Annotated in this window: 13 protein-coding genes; 8 read left to right on the top strand and 5 right to left on the bottom strand. The window is 48.1% G+C overall.

Annotation, left to right across the window (positions count from 1 at the left end; translation table 11 throughout):
- Positions 1 to 79: 79 nt before the first annotated feature.
- The 4 genes from OGV74_RS06040 to melR all read right to left on the bottom strand — a co-directional run bounded on the left by OGV74_RS06040 (position 80) and on the right by melR (position 4,759).
- Positions 80 to 715, bottom strand: a complete 636-nt coding sequence (locus OGV74_RS06040; RefSeq protein WP_003839748.1) for a carbonic anhydrase — start codon at positions 713 to 715, stop codon at positions 80 to 82.
- A gap of 154 nt (positions 716 to 869) precedes the next feature.
- Positions 870 to 2,042, bottom strand: a complete 1,173-nt coding sequence (locus tag OGV74_RS06035; protein WP_286520527.1) for a MalY/PatB family protein — start codon at positions 2,040 to 2,042, stop codon at positions 870 to 872.
- A gap of 124 nt (positions 2,043 to 2,166) precedes the next feature.
- Positions 2,167 to 3,627, bottom strand: coding sequence for a Na+/H+ antiporter NhaC (gene nhaC, locus OGV74_RS06030; protein ID WP_086504454.1), 1,461 nt, complete (start codon positions 3,625 to 3,627; stop codon positions 2,167 to 2,169).
- Positions 3,628 to 3,820: 193 nt separating this feature from the next.
- Positions 3,821 to 4,759, bottom strand: coding sequence for a transcriptional regulator MelR (gene melR / locus OGV74_RS06025; protein ID WP_086504453.1), 939 nt, complete (start codon positions 4,757 to 4,759; stop codon positions 3,821 to 3,823).
- Between the two features lie 309 nt (positions 4,760 to 5,068).
- Between melR and OGV74_RS06020 the strand changes: the two genes are divergently transcribed.
- Both OGV74_RS06020 and OGV74_RS06015 read left to right on the top strand, forming a co-directional pair.
- On the top strand, positions 5,069 to 5,569 hold the full coding sequence (locus OGV74_RS06020; RefSeq protein ID WP_086504452.1) for an anti-virulence regulator CigR family protein: 501 nt from the start codon (positions 5,069 to 5,071) through the stop codon (positions 5,567 to 5,569).
- A 513-nt stretch (positions 5,570 to 6,082) separates the two neighbouring features.
- Positions 6,083 to 6,370 (top strand): tetratricopeptide repeat protein, encoded by a 288-nt coding sequence (locus tag OGV74_RS06015; RefSeq protein ID WP_199880190.1) that lies wholly within the window; start codon positions 6,083 to 6,085, stop codon positions 6,368 to 6,370.
- A gap of 55 nt (positions 6,371 to 6,425) precedes the next feature.
- Here OGV74_RS06015 and OGV74_RS06010 read toward each other — a convergent pair whose 3' ends face one another.
- On the bottom strand, positions 6,426 to 8,174 hold the full coding sequence (locus OGV74_RS06010; RefSeq protein ID WP_008321488.1) for a sigma-54 interaction domain-containing protein: 1,749 nt from the start codon (positions 8,172 to 8,174) through the stop codon (positions 6,426 to 6,428).
- 381 nt (positions 8,175 to 8,555) lie between these two features.
- Here OGV74_RS06010 and dpaL point away from each other — a divergent pair, with 381 nt between their 5' ends.
- The 6 genes from dpaL to OGV74_RS05980 all read left to right on the top strand — a co-directional run bounded on the left by dpaL (position 8,556) and on the right by OGV74_RS05980 (position 18,344).
- A complete protein-coding gene (gene dpaL / locus OGV74_RS06005) occupies positions 8,556 to 9,770 on the top strand; it encodes a diaminopropionate ammonia-lyase (protein ID WP_008321489.1) in 1,215 nt (404 codons plus the stop codon).
- A gap of 32 nt (positions 9,771 to 9,802) precedes the next feature.
- Complete coding sequence (locus OGV74_RS06000; RefSeq protein ID WP_003839756.1) at positions 9,803 to 10,987, top strand: YgeY family selenium metabolism-linked hydrolase; 1,185 nt, start codon at positions 9,803 to 9,805, stop codon at positions 10,985 to 10,987.
- A gap of 67 nt (positions 10,988 to 11,054) precedes the next feature.
- A complete protein-coding gene (locus tag OGV74_RS05995; protein ID WP_286520517.1) occupies positions 11,055 to 12,647 on the top strand; it encodes an N-acyl-D-amino-acid deacylase family protein in 1,593 nt (530 codons plus the stop codon).
- 78 nt (positions 12,648 to 12,725) lie between these two features.
- Positions 12,726 to 14,012: an MFS transporter gene (locus tag OGV74_RS05990; RefSeq protein WP_003839760.1), complete on the top strand. Its 1,287-nt coding sequence runs from the start codon at positions 12,726 to 12,728 to the stop codon at positions 14,010 to 14,012.
- 470 nt (positions 14,013 to 14,482) lie between these two features.
- Positions 14,483 to 15,097 carry an acid-sensing system DNA-binding response regulator EvgA gene (gene evgA / locus OGV74_RS05985; protein ID WP_003839762.1) on the top strand — a complete coding sequence of 205 codons (615 nt, stop codon included), beginning with the start codon at positions 14,483 to 14,485 and terminating at the stop codon, positions 15,095 to 15,097.
- Positions 15,098 to 15,101: 4 nt separating this feature from the next.
- Positions 15,102 to 18,344 (top strand): ATP-binding protein, encoded by a 3,243-nt coding sequence (locus OGV74_RS05980; RefSeq protein ID WP_286520515.1) that lies wholly within the window; start codon positions 15,102 to 15,104, stop codon positions 18,342 to 18,344.
- Positions 18,345 to 18,363: the final 19 nt, after the last annotated feature.

The following is an 18,363-nucleotide window of genomic DNA, read 5'->3' as shown; positions in this document are numbered from 1 at the left end:
TAGTCGCAAGTCCGTTTTTTGTCTACTAACAGAAATAGGGGGAGGAGATGTCCAGAGCATCCTTGCTCCAGTGGAGGAATTACTCGAAATGCACTTGTGGGTTTTCTGCAAGGGAAACGTAGGTTTTGCTGTTTTTATCCAGGGTACGGATTTCACCGCTTTCGATGTCATACACCCAACCGTGCAAACGAAGCGCATTATTGCGCAGCCCAACCGCGACACAAGGATGCGTTTTAATGTTGTTAAGCTGTGCGATAACGTTCTCTTCTACCATGGCGTTAACTTTGTCGATTGGGTTATCCCAGGTTTTTTTCTCGACCACGGCTTTCGCGGCATCGGCATAGTGCAGCCAGTGAGCGACAGCGGGCATCGGATCCAAGGGCTGGCTATCGGCAATGGCTTTCATCGCGCCACAATTGGAGTGACCGCAGATGACGATATCCGTTACGCCAAGTGCGACAACCGCGTATTCGATGGTTGCGGATACACCACCCGGTTCCGGACCAAATGACGGTACGATATTACCGGCGTTGCGGATAACGAAAAGCTGTCCTGGATCTTGCTGAGTAACGAGTTCAGGTACCAGGCGGCTATCGGAACAGGAGATGAAAAGTGCCTTAGGATTCTGGCTGGATGCCAGGCTGCGGAAGAGTTCCTTGCGTTGAGGGAATATCTCTTTTTGGAAGTTGAGGAAGCCCTCGATGATATGTTGCATAGCAGTGTCTCTTGTCTCTGTTTAAGCAGGTTATGATGAAGATCACACTTTCCAGTTTAACACCAGCCGACAGAAGGGAAAGACTTTATAGCAGTTCAGCAACATCTTTGGATAATTTTGCCCCACCGTGGCAGGGCAAATCGTGTGATGTACGCTATGCGTTCTGCCATTTCTGGTATGCCGCTTTTAGCCTGTTCATCGCGTCTACCAGGATGGAACGTGAGCAGCCAACGTTGAGCCTCATGTGCCCCTCTCCACCGGGACCATATTGCGCGCCAGGCGAAAGGCCAAGCCTGGCGTCATGCACAAAAAAAGCGCTTAGCTGATCATCGCTTAGCTCCATTTTTTCCGCGTTCAGAAATAAAAGATACGATGCGCCGCCATACACAATGGAAATCAAGGGACAGTGCCTTTCGATTTCACTTTTTACAAACGCTACATTGTCGGCCAGATAGGCTAATAATTTTTGGTGCCAGTCGGCGCAATGGGTAAAAGCGCTATAAATAGCCGCCTGCTGCAATGAATGCGTCTCGGCAAGGTAGCAGTTATCCAGAAAGTGGTAGAACTGATGGCGTAATTCATCATTCTTAATAATGGCGATTCCACCCTGGATCGCCGCCGTATTGAAGGTCTTGCTGATGGAAGTAAGCACGATTGCCCGACTATCTGACGCTTCATCAAGAGTAAAAAACGGCAAATGATGCTTCCCTGGCAGGGTTAAATCACTATGCACTTCATCAGACAGAATGATGACGCCAGCCTGCTGGCAATAGTGGCTTATTTTTCCCAGCGTTTCCCGCGACCAAACCATTCCACCTGGATTATGTGGTGAAGGGAACAAAAACATTTTGCACTGCTTGAGTTTCTCGCTGAAATCATGCCAGTCAAATTCATAGTGCCCGTTCTTCTCAATGAGGCGCGTCTGAATCAAATTCCTGCCGCTGGTGTTTACCAGATTAGGATAGGGATCATAGATTGGCGTACAGGTTAAAATATTATCGCCCGGACGGGTAAACGCTATTAAAGAGAGTACGATAGTTTTTATGACACCGGGAATAAAATGTAACCAGTCTGCCTTGATATCGGCATCATACTGTTGTGCATACCAATGGATAACAGATTCTTTCCATTGTGGATAATCCAGGTTATAGCCTTGCACCGGCTGCGATACCACCGAACGCAGCGTGCTCATGATTGGCTCTGGTGTCGCAAAATCCATATCTGCAATCCACAGCGGTACTACATCGATGGTACCGTACATCTGTTGTAATTGCCCGTATTTACGACAATTAACATCCCTTGTGACAATATCATCAAACAAAGACATTGCTGACTCCTGGAAAGTCTCTGAAAATAGTGTAAGCCACGCTAAAAGCGAAGAATATTTATGTATATCTAATGGATATATTAAATTTACCCTGGTGATAGCTAATATTTAGCTAATTAATAGTTTATGATTTTTGCTCAACCATATTCTCAGTGGTTTCATTAGGCTCATATTTAGCAATGCCAATACCGGTTGCCGCCCACAGTAGGGCAAAGATGACGCCGCTGTAACAGAGGATTGCCCAGGGCAAATAATCAAGTGTGGCAACACCCAGCATAGTGGCGCAATAAACGCCTGAAGCGGACCAGGGGATAATCGGTTCGACAACGGTTCCGGCATCTTCAGTGGTTCGCGAGAGGTTTTTTGCCGCAAGCCCTCGTTTTTTGTACTCCTCTTTAAAGGCATCACCGCACAGCAGTAGCGGCAAGGTCCCATTTGCCGTGCAGGCACAGATGGTAAATGTCGTCACAATCGTGGTAGCCACCAGGCGGAATGTGGATTTAACGCCTTTTGTCAGTGCGTTTATTACGGTGTGCAGAGAGCCTGTCGCACTCATTGCTCCGGCAAAGCTGAAGGCGCTGAAGACGGTAACGAAGCTGCTAAACATTGAAATAGCGCCGCCTCGCTCCAGTAAGCGGGAAACATCGGAAGACAGTGTCGGCAGATTATCTCCGGTAAGCATTGCGAGCTTAAAGCCACTAACCACGGATTCACCGACAGAGGATGCGGTAAATTGCTGAAAGACTAACGCCAATATCATTGAAACAATCGTAGATAAAAAGAGCATCGGAATGGGCGGTCTTTTTGACAGTGAGCCATATAAAACGATGATCGGCGGGAGCAGCAGCAGAATATTAAAGTGATAAATCTGACCAATAGAATTCATCAAGTTGGTGATATTTTCAGGTGCGCTGGACGAGGCATCAATGCCCATGCCCATATAGCTGTAAACGACGCAGCAAATAATAAAACCTGGGCCGGTAGTCCACAGCAGGTGGCCGATATGCGAGTACAGGTTTACCCCGGCAGCCAGTGCGGCCATGTTGGTTGAATCAGAAACCGGTGAGAGCTTATCACCAAACCAGCAGCCTGAAACAATGGCACCAGCGGCAACGGGCAGTGAGACATTCAGACCAATTGCGACGCCAATCATGGCAATACCAACGGTCCCGATAGAACCCCAGGAGGTACCGGTGCATACTGAGATTAAGGCTCCCAGCATAAATGCCGAGATATAGAAATACTGCGGGTTAATCCACTTCAGACCATAATAAATCATCATTGGAATAGTGCCTGACACCATCCATGCGCCAATTAAGAAACCGATACTGGCGACGATTAATATGACCGGCAGCGCTTCAGATATTTTATTGCAAATAGATTGTAGAATGTCATCCCACGTATAGCCGTGAGCGATGGCGATAAACGAGGCGGTTGCCGTTCCCATCAGGATCATGGGCTCAGCACGAATATTGAAGATAAAATATCCGATACTAATCCCGCCCAGCATGACTACCATGGGTAAAACTGACCAAAAGAAAGACAATGGCTTTCTGTTGTTGGCGGTGCAGTTATTTAATTCCATAATTCCATCCCAATCGTTAATGGTTGAACACGTCAAATAAATACCTGCTACAGGTCACTCATATCTGAGTGACATAGTTGCCAGGGCTCATGGCTGAACCCTATTTTATTAACTGCTGCAGATTATATTTTTTGACCTGCTATTTTGGTGCTTATATTTTAGAAGTAAGGTAAGAGAACGTTTGGCGAATAAATTACCCCTCGGCATAAGGTGAATGATGTCGGCGTTGTTGACTCAGTTTGCGATACTGCTGCGGCGGCATGCCGACGTATTTATGGAATGAGCTGTAAAATCGACTGCTGGAGCGAAAACCTGCAATTGTAGCGATATCCAGAATTGTTTTATCCGTATCGCTGAGTAAAGCCCGCACATGGTTGATGCGCATCGCGGTAATATACTGTTTCATCGTCAGTTGCATCACCCGATGAAAAATACCCATCGCATAATTTGGATTGAGCTTAACGTGTTCGGCAATAGCATCAACCGTAAGCTGTTTGTTGCAGTTGGCGGCAATAAACTCCAGCATCTGGCTGACGTAAAACTGTGAATGCCGTGAAATACTGTTTTTCTGGGTGCGCGACGTTTTGTTACCCAGTACCGGCCGCCAGCCAGCGAGGCTAAAGCGCTTGAGCATTAGCGCGATTTCATCAATGGCTAACTGGCGAATTTGTTCGTTATCGCTATTGAGTTCATTCTGCCAACGCTGCACTTCAAACGCGCTCAGCTGCTGTGAAGCCAACGAAGTAATCACCATCCCATGGGTCACGTGATTAATCAGATCCCTGTCCAGCGGCCAGGACAAAAACAGATGCATCGGTAAGTTGAAGATGGCCATCTGTTTACAGTGCCCGGCATCCGTGAGTTGATGGGGAGTACAGGCCCAGAACAAGGTGATAAAGCCCTGTTTGCTCTTCACCACTTCGTCATTAAAAAGATACTCCACATCACCATCAAACGGCACATTCACCTCAACCTGACCATGCCAGTGGCTGTAGGTCATGGCCAGTGGCGCCCGCAGTTCGACATCCATACGCTGATACTCTGAATAGAGCGCTAGCGGACTTCGCGACTTTTTCTCATAGCTGCGACACATATGTGGGTCGAGCGGCAGCTGCGGGGTACTTTTTGCCATTATGGTTGGGTTCCTGGATAGTGATTCCGGCCATGGGGTAACGCCAAAGCATGAACATAGCTTAACCGAAAAAAAACGTCGTTTTCTCTCCATTTTCGCGAAGTTATTCCCGAAAACTCAGATCCTGTGCCTGTCGCTTGTCGATCTGAGATAGCGGGAATGGCGAGCTGTAATCTCAAAAACGCTCAAACTGGGGAGCTCATGGCAAAACAACATCCTTTATTTGCCCATAAATCGGAGTTGTAGCGATAGCCAGTATTCATCGAATACCGTACATTTTTATTTGTATCCACAGGTTAAGGAATCATCATGCCCAAGCTTCGTACTTTAGTCGCAGCGGTAGTTGCCGTTGCTGCGATGACGATGTGTACCACTCCTGTATTGGCTAACCCCGGTAATGGCAACGGAAATGGTAATAGTGGCAACCATGGTAATAGCGGGAACAAGGGGAATAGTGGTCATAGCCAGAAAGGAAACGCGGGCCAAAAAAATAACGCACAATCAGAACAGCGTAAAAATTATGGTAAGCCGGACCATGTTGATAGTGATATCAGCTATAACGTGGCCAGGCAGTATGCCGTAAGATACGGTCTAACGGGCTATAAGTCACTGCCGCCAGGTATTGCCAAAAATCTGGCGCGAGGAAAACCGCTTCCTCCGGGGATCGCCAGGAAGAGCGTTCCACCATCAATGTTGAATCAACTTCCGTATTACCCTGGCTATGAATGGCAGGTCATTGGCGATAATCTGGTGCTGATTGCACTGAGCACGGCGATTGTCACCGCTGTTATTAATGGTGTGTTTGATTAAGTTTCAACACCATGTGTTGAGGAAAGGCCATGTCATTAACATGGCTTTTTTTTATGCGTTATTCAGTAAGGATCACCTGAATGGTCAAAGAATTATATTTTGCACATTATCCAGTTAATACCTGATAGTTCCGACGTGGATCACAATCGTAGTTAAATAATTTTTATTGCCATTGGGGAATCTCCATTATGTGCCTTTTTTAACAAGGGTTACGTTTTATGAACATTCGGTCTCTCCTCGTCTTCACTTTCATCGGAATATTGTGGGGGGCGGGATCTTCACAGGGACAAGCAAAAGAGTGGAATCTTAGTCTACTTCGATGGTGAGGGGGCGCGCTGGTACGACGGTAAGGTCATTGAGTGGTTTGACAACGAAGTCGGAAAAGGCAACAAGCAGGCCGTCGAGTGGTTAAGCATTGCTGCCGAGCGCGGAAACTATCATGCCATTGAGTGGCTCCATCGTGCGGTTGAGAAGGGCAATCCTGACGCAAAGCGTTTTCTTGAAAGTAAGGCGTTGCTATTAGATGGCTACAACACCGTTAAGTCATTGAGTAAAGCGGCTGAACGAGGGGATGCCAAAGCTCAGGGGATGCTGGGAACCATGTACCTTGAAGGCAAAGGAGTAACTCAGGATTATGCTCAGGCGTATATCTGGAGTGCGGTGGCCTTCGCTAATGGGAATTCTGATGCGCAAAATGGACTGGATATCGCGCAGAAGAACCTGACTCCGACAGCTCTGAAAGAAGCTGACGATAAGGCTCGACGCTATTTCGAGCAGCATCGAAATCAATCGACCCTGTAACTCACTCGGTTACACAGCAGGTTTTACGTGAGCCTTTTCGTTAAGAGAGGGAGGCTCACAAACCGTACAGTTTTATTTTTCTATAGAGCGTGGCAATGCTGATCCCCAGTTCTGTCGCGGCTTGCTTTTTTCCCTCAACGCTTGAGCCGAATCGCTGGATGACGTTTTCGATAGCCTCCCTTTCCGCCTGTTTTCCTTTGCTGGCAAGCTGTCGGGGTTGCGCGGTCATCGTCGTTTTTCTACCGTCAGCGGCGGTAAGCAGGTAAGGGGGAAGATGGCTGGCGTTGATCCCAGCGGCTTCTCCGCGCATCACAAAAATGTATTCGATCACGTTGCGTAATTCACGAATGTTACCCGGCCAGTGCCAGGCATAAAGGCGATTAATAACGTCATCAGGCAGTTTTTGCGGTGGTCGCTGGTAACTGACCGAAAACTCATCGGCAAAATACTGTGCGAGGACCGCAATATCAGCTCGGCGTTCACGCAGGGAAGGAAGTACCAGAGGGACCACGTTCAGGCGATAGAAAAGATCTTCACGAAACTGATTATTTTCCACCATCGCGTTAATGTTTTTGTTAGTTGCAGCAATAATGCGCACATCAATATTGATGGTGTTATTAGAGCCAACGCGGGTGATCGCCTTTTCCTGCAATACCCTGAGCAGCTTGGCCTGCAGGTGCAGTGGCATATCGCCAATCTCATCCAGAAACAGGCTGCCGCCGTTGGCCAGTTCAAATTTCCCCATTCGCCCTTTGGGATCGGCCCCGCTGAATGCGCCGCGAACATAACCAAACAGTTCGCTTTCCAGCAGTTGTTCTGGGATAGCTGCGCAGTTGATTGTTACGAAAGGCGCGGCTTTACGTGGACTGCTCTGGTGAATGGCAAATGCCACGACCTCTTTCCCCGAGCCACTTTCCCCGGTGATGAGCACGCTGGCGTAACTGTTGGCGATTTTACCTATGGTACTTCTGAGCTGTTCCATTGAGGGAGAGTGACCAATTAGTCGTACCTGTATGTCGGACTCATAAGGGGATGGAGTAAGGTTACTCAGGTAGTCGTGTGCATCACGAAAGATAACCATGGTTAAGCGATCGTTATCCTGCGAGGAGAGCGAAATTTGTTTGCACAGTACATGATGTTTCTGACCTTCAAGCGTCAGCCACGCTTCTTCATCGCCATACAGGCTGTCCCCGGTTGTTTCAATGGTCAGAGGTAATCCCTGAACCTCGCGGTTGAGGATGCGATCGGCTGAATGATTGGCATGCCAGATAAGACCCTTGCCATCAATCGCCACCACGCCGCGGTCCATGGCATCGATCAGACGCCGAAATGCGCCAAGCGTTTCCTGTGCGCGTAAGCGTTCCAGGCATTCAAAGACCTTACTGGAGATCATTACGGCGATTTGCTCAATAAAGGTGACAAATTTATCAATCTGGCTCAGTAACGTGTCACGCTGTGCCTGGGTTGAGCAAATAATCCCGATCACGCCAATCACGCGATTATTGAGAAAAATAGGTGCGTTCAAATCCAGCATTTCAGAACAGTAGTGGTGTTTTTCACATAACTGACACAGCGGATGCTCGCCGGGGTTTTTGATCAGTACCGTTTCTCGCACCTGCAATACGTGATGATAAATGTAGCCATTTTTGGCCACGTTCTCATTGAGCATATGCCGGTATTTCCCGGTACCCGCGATGCGCATTAAAGATTCATCAATGATTTCAACGTCCGTGCCCGTTATGCCAGAAATAGCGTCGGCGTAATTGCATATATCATCCTGAATATTGCTGAGTACTGAAATCATGGTACTTCTCCGGCGGTGTGTCACATTTCTCAAGGAAAATGATAAATAGGCGAAACAATGCAAAAATGATTTGCGAAAAATCAATCTACCACGCTGTTTTTGAATGTTTTTCTTATTTTATCTTCCGCGATCACACTATTTATCAATGATGAGAATTTATCAAAACGAGGCGATAAACTGAGGCATTGATATTTTCGGTTTTCAATTTAAAATTTCATTTAATTTATTGAAATTAAAGCCTTTATTAAAATATTTATAAGAATTTACTCAATTAATAAAAAGCTGGTAAGTATTTTGCTCTATTGCCAATACCGATAACGGAAATATCTCTGTATTGCACCGATTACAGGGAATGAAATACCAGGACAATGAGGTTTTATGATGCAGGAAAACTTATCATTTTTTATCAACCAGACACCGTTTACCGAACATCCGAACGCGCCGCTGGCACCGTTTAGCCGCCAGGAACTGGTAAAAGCGTTGAATTTTCATCGGTCTATTCCGGGCTACGCGCCGACGCCGCTGTATACGCTACCGGCGCTTGCACAAAAACTGGGCGTAAAAAATATCTACCTCAAAGATGAATCTCAGCGTTTTGGCCTGAAAGCCTTCAAAGCGCTGGGTGGCTCCTATGCGATGGCGTGCCATATCGCTGAATTAGTTGGTAAGGATATCAGTGAACTGCCGTTTGACGTGATGACCAGCGAAGAGGTACGCCACGATCTGCAAACCGTCACGTTTGCTACCACCACTGATGGCAACCACGGTCGCGGCGTGGCATGGATGGCGCGCCAACTGAAGCAAAACGCCGTGGTTTATATGCCAAAGGGCTCTTCGCAGCAACGTCTGACCTCTATCCGTAACGAAGGCGCTACCGCTGAGATCGTCGATATGAACTATGACGATGCGGTTCGTATGACCGCAGAGCAGGCCGAAAAGTATGGCTGGATTGTCGTGCAGGATACCGCCTGGGAAGGATACGAAAAGATCCCGCAGTGGATTATGCAGGGCTACGGCACGCTGATGCTGGAGGCGATAGATCAGCTGCATCAGGTTGCGCCGACTCACATTTTTGTGCAGGCAGGCGTCGGCTCGTTTGCCGGCATGGTTCAGGGAATGGTGACGGCAGCCTGGGGTGAGAATCGCCCGAAAGTGATCGTCGCCGAAGCGTTAATTGCCGATTGCCTCTACCGCTCAGCCCGTTCGAAAGAGGGGGATGCCATTGCGGTGGGCGGTGATTTACAAACCGTGATGGCCGGTCTCGCCTGCGGTGAGGCGAACAGTATCGGCTGGAAACTGCTGCGCGACTATGCCAACGCATTTGCTTCCTGCCCGGATGAAGTTGCAGCGTTAGGCATGCGCATGTTGGGCAACCCGCTGGCAGGCGATCCACAGATTATTTCGGGTGAGTCAGGTGCGGTTACTACCGGTCTGCTGGCGCTGTTGATGACCTCACCTGAACTGGCGCAAACGCGTGAGCAACTGGGGCTGGATGCGCACTCTCGCGTGCTGTTAGTCAGCACCGAAGGGGATACCGACCCGCAACAATATCTGGATATTGTCTGGGGCGGACAGTACCCGGGCATCAACAAATAATTCCCTGATTAAGAGATATAACGGAGAAACCCATGTTATCTGCAAACCGCATTGAAGAAGTCATTAAAAACTGTCAGGCGCTGATCCAACAAAAAAGTTATTCCGGTCAGGAAGGTGAAGTGGTTAATGCCATAAAAACAATGATGCAGCATTACCAATTCGATGACATCCACGTTGATAAGTACGGCAACATTGTTGGCGGTATTGTCGGCAACCAGCCAGGGAAAACGTTGGTTCTCGATGGACATATCGATACCGTGCCGGTGAACGAAGAGAAGTGGTCCCGCAACCCATACGGCGGCGATATTGAAGATGGCAAAATTTATGGTCGCGGCACAACTGACATGAAAGGTGCCGTGGCGGCGATGATCTCCGCCGTGGGCTTTTTCGGTCAGGACAATCAGCGAAATTTTGCCGGGAAAATCTACGTTGCGTGCATCGTGCATGAAGAGTGTTTTGAAGGTATTGCCGCTCGCCTGGTCAGCGAGCGCTATAAGCCAGACTATGTGATCATCGGTGAAGCTTCCGAGTTAAACCTGAAAATTGGTCAACGTGGCCGCGCTGAAATTGTGGTCGAAACCTTTGGTAAACCCGCGCACTCCGCTAACCCGCAGGCGGGGATTAACGCGGTGTACAAAATGGCGCAATTGATCGACAAAATTCGCACGATCACGCCGCCAACGCATCCGGTTCTGGGGCCTGGCATTCTGGAACTGACCGACATTAAATCTTCGCCGTACCCGGGGGCCTCGGTGGTACCGGATTACTGTCGCGCAACCTACGATCGCCGTTTGCTGGTGGGTGAAACCAAAGAAAGCGTGATTGCTCCGCTGGAAAATGCGCTTGCGGAACTTATTGCTCAGGATCCGCAGTTTAAGGCCCGAGTGTCCTACGCGGTGGGTCAGGAGTCTTGCTATACCGGCGCCACGATTGAGGGAGAGCGGTTCTTCCCAGGCTGGGTGTACGACGAGTCCGACGAATTCGTGCAGGCAGCGTTGGCGGGCGTTCGTGAGGCTGGCTTTAATCCAACCATTACGCAGTACTCATTTTGTACCAACGGTAGCCACTATGCGGGCGAAGCGGGAATCAAAACCATCGGCTTCGGTCCTTCACGAGAAAACCTGGCACACACCATTGATGAGTATATCGAGATCGAGCAATTAACCGGCTCGGCCAGCGGCTATTACAGCATTATCCAGACACTCTATCGCCAATAAAAATAAAGATAACCACCTCTTACCTTACAGGCGGTGTAGCTCAGCAGCACCGCCATGGAGAATAACGATGAAAACCATTTTCAAAAACGGAAATGTAATTGATGGGACGGGCAGTGAAGGCAGAATTGCCGATGTGATGGTTGATGAAGGACGTATTGTCGCAATCGGCCAAATTGAGGTTGGTGTCAATGAGCAGGTTATTGATGCAACAGGAAAAATAGTTTGCCCTGGCTTTATTGATACCCATACGCACTCTGACCTGTCAGCCATTATTAACCCCGCTCTGTCGGCAAAAATTCGTCAGGGTATCACCACCGAACTGTTGGGCCAGGATGGCGTCGCCTTAGCGCCGCTACCGGAAGAATATATTCCAGCCTGGCGTAAAAATATCGCCGGACTGGACGGTGACACCGACAAAATTGACTGGAAATATAAAAATACAGACGGTTATCTCAATCTGCTGGCATCGCGTCATCCGGCGACAAACCTCGCGTATTTAGTTCCTCATGGCAACGTGCGCATGGAAGCGATGGGCCTGGATGGGCGTCCTTCGACCCGTGAAGATGTGGCGAAGATGTGTGAGGTCCTTGAGCGGGAGTTAAAAGCCGGGGCATTTGGACTTTCCACTGGTCTTATCTATATGCCTTGCGCCTTTGGTGATACTGCCGAAATGATTGAACTGTGTAAGGTCACGGCGAAATATGACGGGATTTTTGTGGTGCATCAGCGCAGTGAAGCTGACGATATTATCAACTCAACCCAGGAACTGATTGATATCGCCACAGCCACCGGCGTCTGGCTGCATATTTCGCATATGAAGGTTTGCGGCAAGAAAAACTGGGGGCTGATCGACCAAATGCTGGGCATGCTGGAACAGGCGCAGGAAAAGGGGATTCGTATCTCTTTCGACCAGTATCCGTATGTGGCGGGCAGCACGATGCTCGGCGTGATCCTGCCGCCCTGGGTTCACTCCGGTGGTACGGACAAATTACTTGAGCGTCTCGCCTCGCCCGAACTGCGCGCCAAAATGATTGACGATATTCAGCAGGGCATTCCTGGCTGGGATAACTTTATCGATTTTGCCGGTTTGGACCAGATTTTTGTCACCAGCGTCAAAACGGCAAAAAATCAGGATGCTGTCGGTTTGAACCTCGTCCAGTTGGGCGAGCTGCGTGGAAAAGATCCGTACAACGCCACCTTCGATCTGCTCTTTGAAGAGGAAAACGCCGTGGGGATGGTCGACTTCTACGGTACCGAAGAGCACGTGATTAAGTTTCTCTGTCGACCTGAACAAAACGTCTGTACCGATGGCTTGATGGGGGCTGGCAAACCGCACCCGCGCGTGTTTGGCGCATTCCCTCGCGTGCTCGGTAAATATGTTCGTGAAGAGGGATGTCTGAGCTGGGAAGCGGCAATCCGCAAGATGACGGGGAAACCTGCTGAAGTATTGGGTTTGCAGGATCGCGGACTGCTGAAAGTCGGTTATGCAGCGGATATCGTGATGTTCGATCCGAACACAATTGCGGATAAAGGCACTTTTGTTGAACCCAATCAGTACCCGGAAGGGATTGAAATTGTCATGGTTAATGGGCGCATTGCCTTAATCAATGGCACGGAAAGTTATGCCTGTAGCGGTACGGTTATTAGAAAACAATATTAATAAATAACGCTAAACACGCATGGATCTATCGCGACTATTTATGGCCGCGGTAGATCACTACACCCTAAGGACATCACAATGAACCTACAAACGTCTTTACCTTCAGGTAAACCCAAGACCTGGAAAGCAAGATATACCGTCCTGACACTGATCTGGCTGGCGTGGCTGCTCTCTTTTCTCGACAGAATGGTGATGAGCGTTTCACTCCCTTATATTGGCAAAGATTTAAATCTTGATACGACTCAACAAGGTTTAATTATTAGCGCCTTTTTTATTGGTTATGCCGCGTTTCAAATTCCCGGTGGATTACTGGCGGATAAGTTTGGCTCGCGAAAAATCATGGCCATTGGTATTGCATGGTGGTCTGTGTTCACCAGCTTAACCGGCGCTGTGCTGACGCTGCCGCTGATGTTAGCAGTACGTTTCTTCTTTGGTATCGGTGAGGGATGTTTCCCGTCGGCCTCATGGAAGATGATATCAACTTATTTCCCATCGAAAGAACGTGGCCGCGCCACGGCGATTCAGTCAACGGTAAACACCTTAGGCCCAGCGCTGGCGGTAGTCGTGGCGGCAAGCATCATTGGGGCATTTGGCTGGCACATGGTTTTTATCGTGCTGGGTATTCCCGGTCTGTTTATCGCCGCAGGTATCTACTTATTTACGCGTGACAACCCGAAAGATCACCCTGCCATTACGCAACAAGACCTGGCGGAGCTGGCTGCTGACGACCAGGGGAGCCTGCAAAACACCAGTGCTATCGCGTTTAAAGACGTACTCAAAATGCCGGTGCTCTGGCAAATGGCCAGTATCTGGTTTTTGTTTGATATCACCTTCTGGGGTTTTTCAACCTGGCTGCCAAGCTACCTGATTACCGTACGAGAGTTTTCTCTGGCAAAGACCGGTGTCATGGCGGCCATTCCCTTCCTGTTCGGGGCTGGCGGAACATTATTAGGTGGTTATTGCTCAGACAAATTCAAACCCCAGCGTAAAACGCTGTATGTCGTAACCTCTGTTATTGCCGCGGGTTTCCTGTATCTGACCTTCAGCGTGAGCAGTGCAGATATGGCGGTGGTTTATCAGTGTATTTCAGCCTTGTTCATGTTTTTCGCTATGGCAACGTTCTGGGGTATTCTGATGGATACCATTCCCAGCAACATCATGGGGCGGGCATCCGGTATTGTTAACTTTGGCGGCCAGATGGCAGGGGTTGTATCAGCGCCCATCATCGGCTGGTTGATCCAAAGTAGCGGTGGAAGCTATAACAGCGCCTTTATCTTTATGATTGCCGCACTGTTGTGTTCTGCCGTCGTTACACTGACTGTGAAAAGCTCGCATGCAGTAGGGGCATTGCCCAGTAAAGCCTGATTAATCGCTGCCTCCCTGTGGCACTGCTGCTCCAGAGCTGCAGGGAGTTTCTCTCTAAATTCAGCAGGTTTGTACTCTTGTTCTCCATATTTGACCTGGTATGAAATTTATTTTTAGATAGCTATTCGCATATCCCCCCTCGCAGTTCTGATGAACAATATCCCGGTTATATGTCCCAAAGCATTAAGAATAAATCATAATAAATGAGAGATTTGTCCTACGCGTGTAGGAATATTCCTTTTATGTTGTGTTAATGGTTTGATATTTAGATAGGCGCAAGGTTTAAAATTTGTAAATTACAGTGTTGCGTTTATACCTTGTTCTGCATTTTTTATAAAAAATGAATAAAATATACGCGTGATTATGTTAGGATTTACCTGATAAAGCCTTATTTTCAGAAATTATAATGTTGAAGGCTCGCCTGCTCTATAGCCATCGCCTCTCTTTATTTATCGGGATTCTTATACGCAATGAACGCGATAATCGTTGACGATCACCCATTGGCACGCATTGCCATCCGCAACTTACTCGATACTAATGGTATCGCTGTGACCACTGAACTCGACAGCGGAGATCAAGTGGTTCAAACCGTTGAAAAAACTAAGCCGGAGCTGTTGATTATCGATGTAGATATTCCCGGTATCAGTGGCATCGAAGTGCTGGAGCAACTGAGAAAGCGGCACTATGCTGGTGTAATCATTATCATTTCAGCCAAAAATGAATTTTTTTACGGCAAACGTAGCGCCGAATACGGTGCCAACGGATTTGTGAGTAAAAAAGAAGGTATGAATAATATTCTTGCCGCAATCGAAGCAGCAAAAAATGGCTATAGCTATTTTCCCTTTTCCCTTGAGCATTTTACTGGTTCATCCGTCAGCGAGCAGGATAAGCTTGATACGTTGTCGAATCAGGAAATGAGAGTATTGCGTTATATCCTTAATGGCATGGATTACAGCTCAATTGCCAGCAAAATGAATATCAGTAATAAAACGGTGAGTACCTATAAAAGCCGGTTGATGGAAAAATTAGATTGTTCATCATTAATGGAAATCTATGATTATGCGCAGAGAAATAAAATAGGATAGAGTAATGCTGGAACGCTTGTTTATTTTTTTGATGGTCATATTTACCATCGGGTTGTCTACGGGTGTAAGCTCAGCTCGGCAAGTTGAGCTAAAAAGTAACTATAATACTTCAGTACAAAATATCAGCTTGAACAGGGAAGAAACAAACTGGTTAGCGCATAAAAAAACCTTGGTTGTTGGTACCTGGTTACCTGAAGTCTCCCCCATTGTTTATCAAAATAGCGGCGAATATTATCGGGGAGTCAACGCAGATTACCTTGCGTTAATGCAAAAGAACCTCGATCTAAAAATTATTATAAAGCAGTATGATAATGAGCAAGAGGCGCTGGCCGCGCTCGCCAGTAACGATGTTGATACGCTGATAACCCAACTGTCCCGACGCCAGGATGTTGGCGGAAATTTGTTGCGTACTTCGGTATTGCTGACGACGTGGCCGACGCTTGTAACATCGCTAAAAAACACTATGCTGCCGCTGACCACGAACCATCAGGTTAGCGTCGCGTGCGTGCGGGATTGCCCTTTTCTCGATGTTATCCAGGGGGCTTTTCCTGAGGCTAAAGTCTCATTTTATGACGACGAGTATCAGGCCATGGCCTCGGTAGTGAATGGTGATAACCAATATTATATTGGTAACAATATCACCAGCAGCCATTGCATCTCTCGATACTTCTCACAATCACTGGTTATTACGCACTACTTTGATAAGCAAGAACAATATAATTATTTTGTCGTTAACGAAGATCAGCCGGTATTAAGAAATATTCTTGATGGTTTCATTACGTCAATCAGTAATGAAATTCATATGCAAGTCATGCAGAACTGGCTGAACCGCGGCAACCTTGCTTATCTGAATGCACCTATACCTTTCACCGCTCAGGAAAAAGCGTGGTTGAAGAAAAAGCATGCTATCCGCATTTTAATCAACCCAGATTACCCGCCCTATACGCTGGTCGATCGCAGCGGTGAATTACGCGGTATTCTTGGCGATTTACTGAATATTATTCATCTGCAAACGGGGCTCGATTTTGAACCCATTTTAGCTAACTCTAAAAGCGAGCAGACAAAGCAAATAAGCGGCGAACAGTGGGATATGTATCCCACTATCACGCTCACTCATCAAAACCCGCACAATTCGACCTTTAGCGATCCTCTGATGAATGTGGCATTTGTGATGATCACTTCCCGTGAGGAAACCGCCGACTCGCTACTGGAGAAGCCGATACGTATTGCGCTACCAGCCGGGCATGTACTGGAAAGCGAGCTGAAGCAACGCTATCCGCAGGCCACCTGGGTTAATGCTGATACTAGCAGTGTTGCGATGGTCATGGTCAAGGAGGGCAGCGCTGATGCGGCAATTGCTACCGAATTGTCAGCAAGGTTTATGGTCGATCATTACTATCAGAAAAATATGCACTTTTTTAGGCTTCCAGATATGCCTGGTGCCTCAGTAAGTTTTGCGATTTCTTCCCACGAGCCTATGTTGAAGTCTGTTATGGATAAAGCGCTACAGGCCATACCGCCACGGGAGATTTTGCAGATGACGGAGAAGTGGTCGAAAATTTCCAATACGCAGGTTGATTTATGGAGTCGATATAGCAAACAGTTCTATCAACTGGGGATATTCGCGCTGCTGCTGATAGCGATTAGCCTGATCTGGGGGATCTCACTCTCCCGTGAGGTAAAAAAAAGGAAACTATCTCAGCGGCTACTGGAAGAGCAGCTTCATCTCAAAGAGGCATTATCTCAAGAACTGGAAAACGAAAAGAATAAAGCGATTGAAGCAACCAAGGCCAAAAGTCGCTTTCTGGCGAGTATGAGCCATGAATTACGTACCCCGGTAAGCTCGATTGTTGGCTTTGTGGAATTACTGTCGAGTTCAGAACTCAGCCCGGCACAGCGAAAAGAGGCGATTGCCCTTACCGGGGCGACAGCCCAGTCATTGCTTGGGCTGATCGGTAAGATTCTGGATCTGGATAAGATTGAGTCTGGTAAATACCAGGTTGTTCCTCAATGGACGGATCTCTCGCAGCTCATTGAATTGCAGTGCCACTCTTTCGATGCTTTAGCCAGACAGAAAGGCATTACGCTGGCTTGCGTTAGCCAGTTGCCGGCAAACGAACGGGTATTTGTCGATCAGCAGGCTTTGCGGCAAATTCTCACCAACCTGGTAGGTAATGCGTTGAAGTTTACCGAGCAGGGCAGTATTCATGTGACGGCCCGTTTGTCGCCTGACGGGGAGAATCACGGTACCCTGACCATTGCCATTAGCGACACCGGTTGCGGGATTAGTGAAGAGGAGCAGGCGGGGCTGTTTCATCGTTACGCTCAGGGGCGTTGCGGGCGTCAACAAACCGGTTCCGGTCTGGGATTATTTATCTGTAAAGAACTGGTGACGCTGATGGGTGGGACGCTGGAGTTGATGAGCGTCCCGTTGCAAGGAACCACGTTTACCATAACGCTGCCGGTTGAAACGGCTCGACAGTCGATTGTACCGGATGGCGATGCGCCTGGTACTCTGTTACCGCTTCCGTGTCTGTCTATTTTGATTGCAGACGATAACCCAACCAATCGCCTGCTGCTCAAGCGACAGTTGAATGCCATTGGCTACAACGTGGATGAAGCGTGTGATGGGGAGGAGGCAGAAGCCAAACTGGCGAAAAAATCGTACGATCTGCTGATAACCGATGTAAATATGCCGAAAAAAGACGGGTTTGATCTCGCGGCTTCGCTACGTCGTCAACAGCCGAATTTACAAATATGGGGACTGACGGCCAGCGCACTTCCACAGTCACGCGATCGATGCCTGCAAAATGGTATGAATTTGTGCCTGTTCAAGCCTGTGTCGATTCAGACACTGACACATGAGTTGAGTAAAATCGAAACCGGTTATTCGTCTCCTTGTTCAATCCGGCATTTGAAATTCAATGTGTTGACGGAGAATACCGGCGGCGATCGCGCACTAATGAACGAGATTCTCGAGACATTTCGCGAGGCAACGCTGAATGATATACAAGCGGCTGAGAAAGCTGTTCTGCAAGATGAACCTCAGCTGTTTTTGCGCGCTCTTCACCGGTTGCATGGCTCGGCGCAAATTCTGGGCATCACTGCGCTACAAAACCTGTGCGAACCTTTCGAATCCAGACGGCATGACGATCTTCCTCTGGCAGTACGCCAGGAGGCATTGCAGAAGATTATTGCTGTTATGCGGGAAATTGAGATTGAGATAGACAGTCTGATTAGCCATTAATCCCCCTGATCGGGTGGCC

The organism is Citrobacter sp. Cf116 (assembly GCF_030336505.1).
GTDB classification, from domain to species: domain Bacteria; phylum Pseudomonadota; class Gammaproteobacteria; order Enterobacterales; family Enterobacteriaceae; genus Citrobacter; species Citrobacter freundii.
Note: the sequence above shows the minus strand (reverse complement) of the source record. Positions and strands in the feature narration are given on the sequence as shown.

Coding starts and splice junctions, on each gene's coding strand:
- OGV74_RS06040 (WP_003839748.1), bottom strand. CDS start 715: ATGCAACATATCATCGAGGGCTTCCTCAACTTCCAAAAAGAGATATTC.
- OGV74_RS06035 (WP_286520527.1), bottom strand. CDS start 2,042: ATGTCTTTGTTTGATGATATTGTCACAAGGGATGTTAATTGTCGTAAA.
- nhaC (WP_086504454.1), bottom strand. CDS start 3,627: ATGGAATTAAATAACTGCACCGCCAACAACAGAAAGCCATTGTCTTTC.
- melR (WP_086504453.1), bottom strand. CDS start 4,759: ATGGCAAAAAGTACCCCGCAGCTGCCGCTCGACCCACATATGTGTCGC.
- OGV74_RS06020 (WP_086504452.1), top strand. CDS start 5,069: ATGCCCAAGCTTCGTACTTTAGTCGCAGCGGTAGTTGCCGTTGCTGCG.
- OGV74_RS06010 (WP_008321488.1), bottom strand. CDS start 8,174: ATGATTTCAGTACTCAGCAATATTCAGGATGATATATGCAATTACGCC.
- dpaL (WP_008321489.1), top strand. CDS start 8,556: ATGCAGGAAAACTTATCATTTTTTATCAACCAGACACCGTTTACCGAA.
- OGV74_RS06000 (WP_003839756.1), top strand. CDS start 9,803: ATGTTATCTGCAAACCGCATTGAAGAAGTCATTAAAAACTGTCAGGCG.
- OGV74_RS05995 (WP_286520517.1), top strand. CDS start 11,055: ATGAAAACCATTTTCAAAAACGGAAATGTAATTGATGGGACGGGCAGT.
- OGV74_RS05990 (WP_003839760.1), top strand. CDS start 12,726: ATGAACCTACAAACGTCTTTACCTTCAGGTAAACCCAAGACCTGGAAA.
- evgA (WP_003839762.1), top strand. CDS start 14,483: ATGAACGCGATAATCGTTGACGATCACCCATTGGCACGCATTGCCATC.
- OGV74_RS05980 (WP_286520515.1), top strand. CDS start 15,102: ATGCTGGAACGCTTGTTTATTTTTTTGATGGTCATATTTACCATCGGG.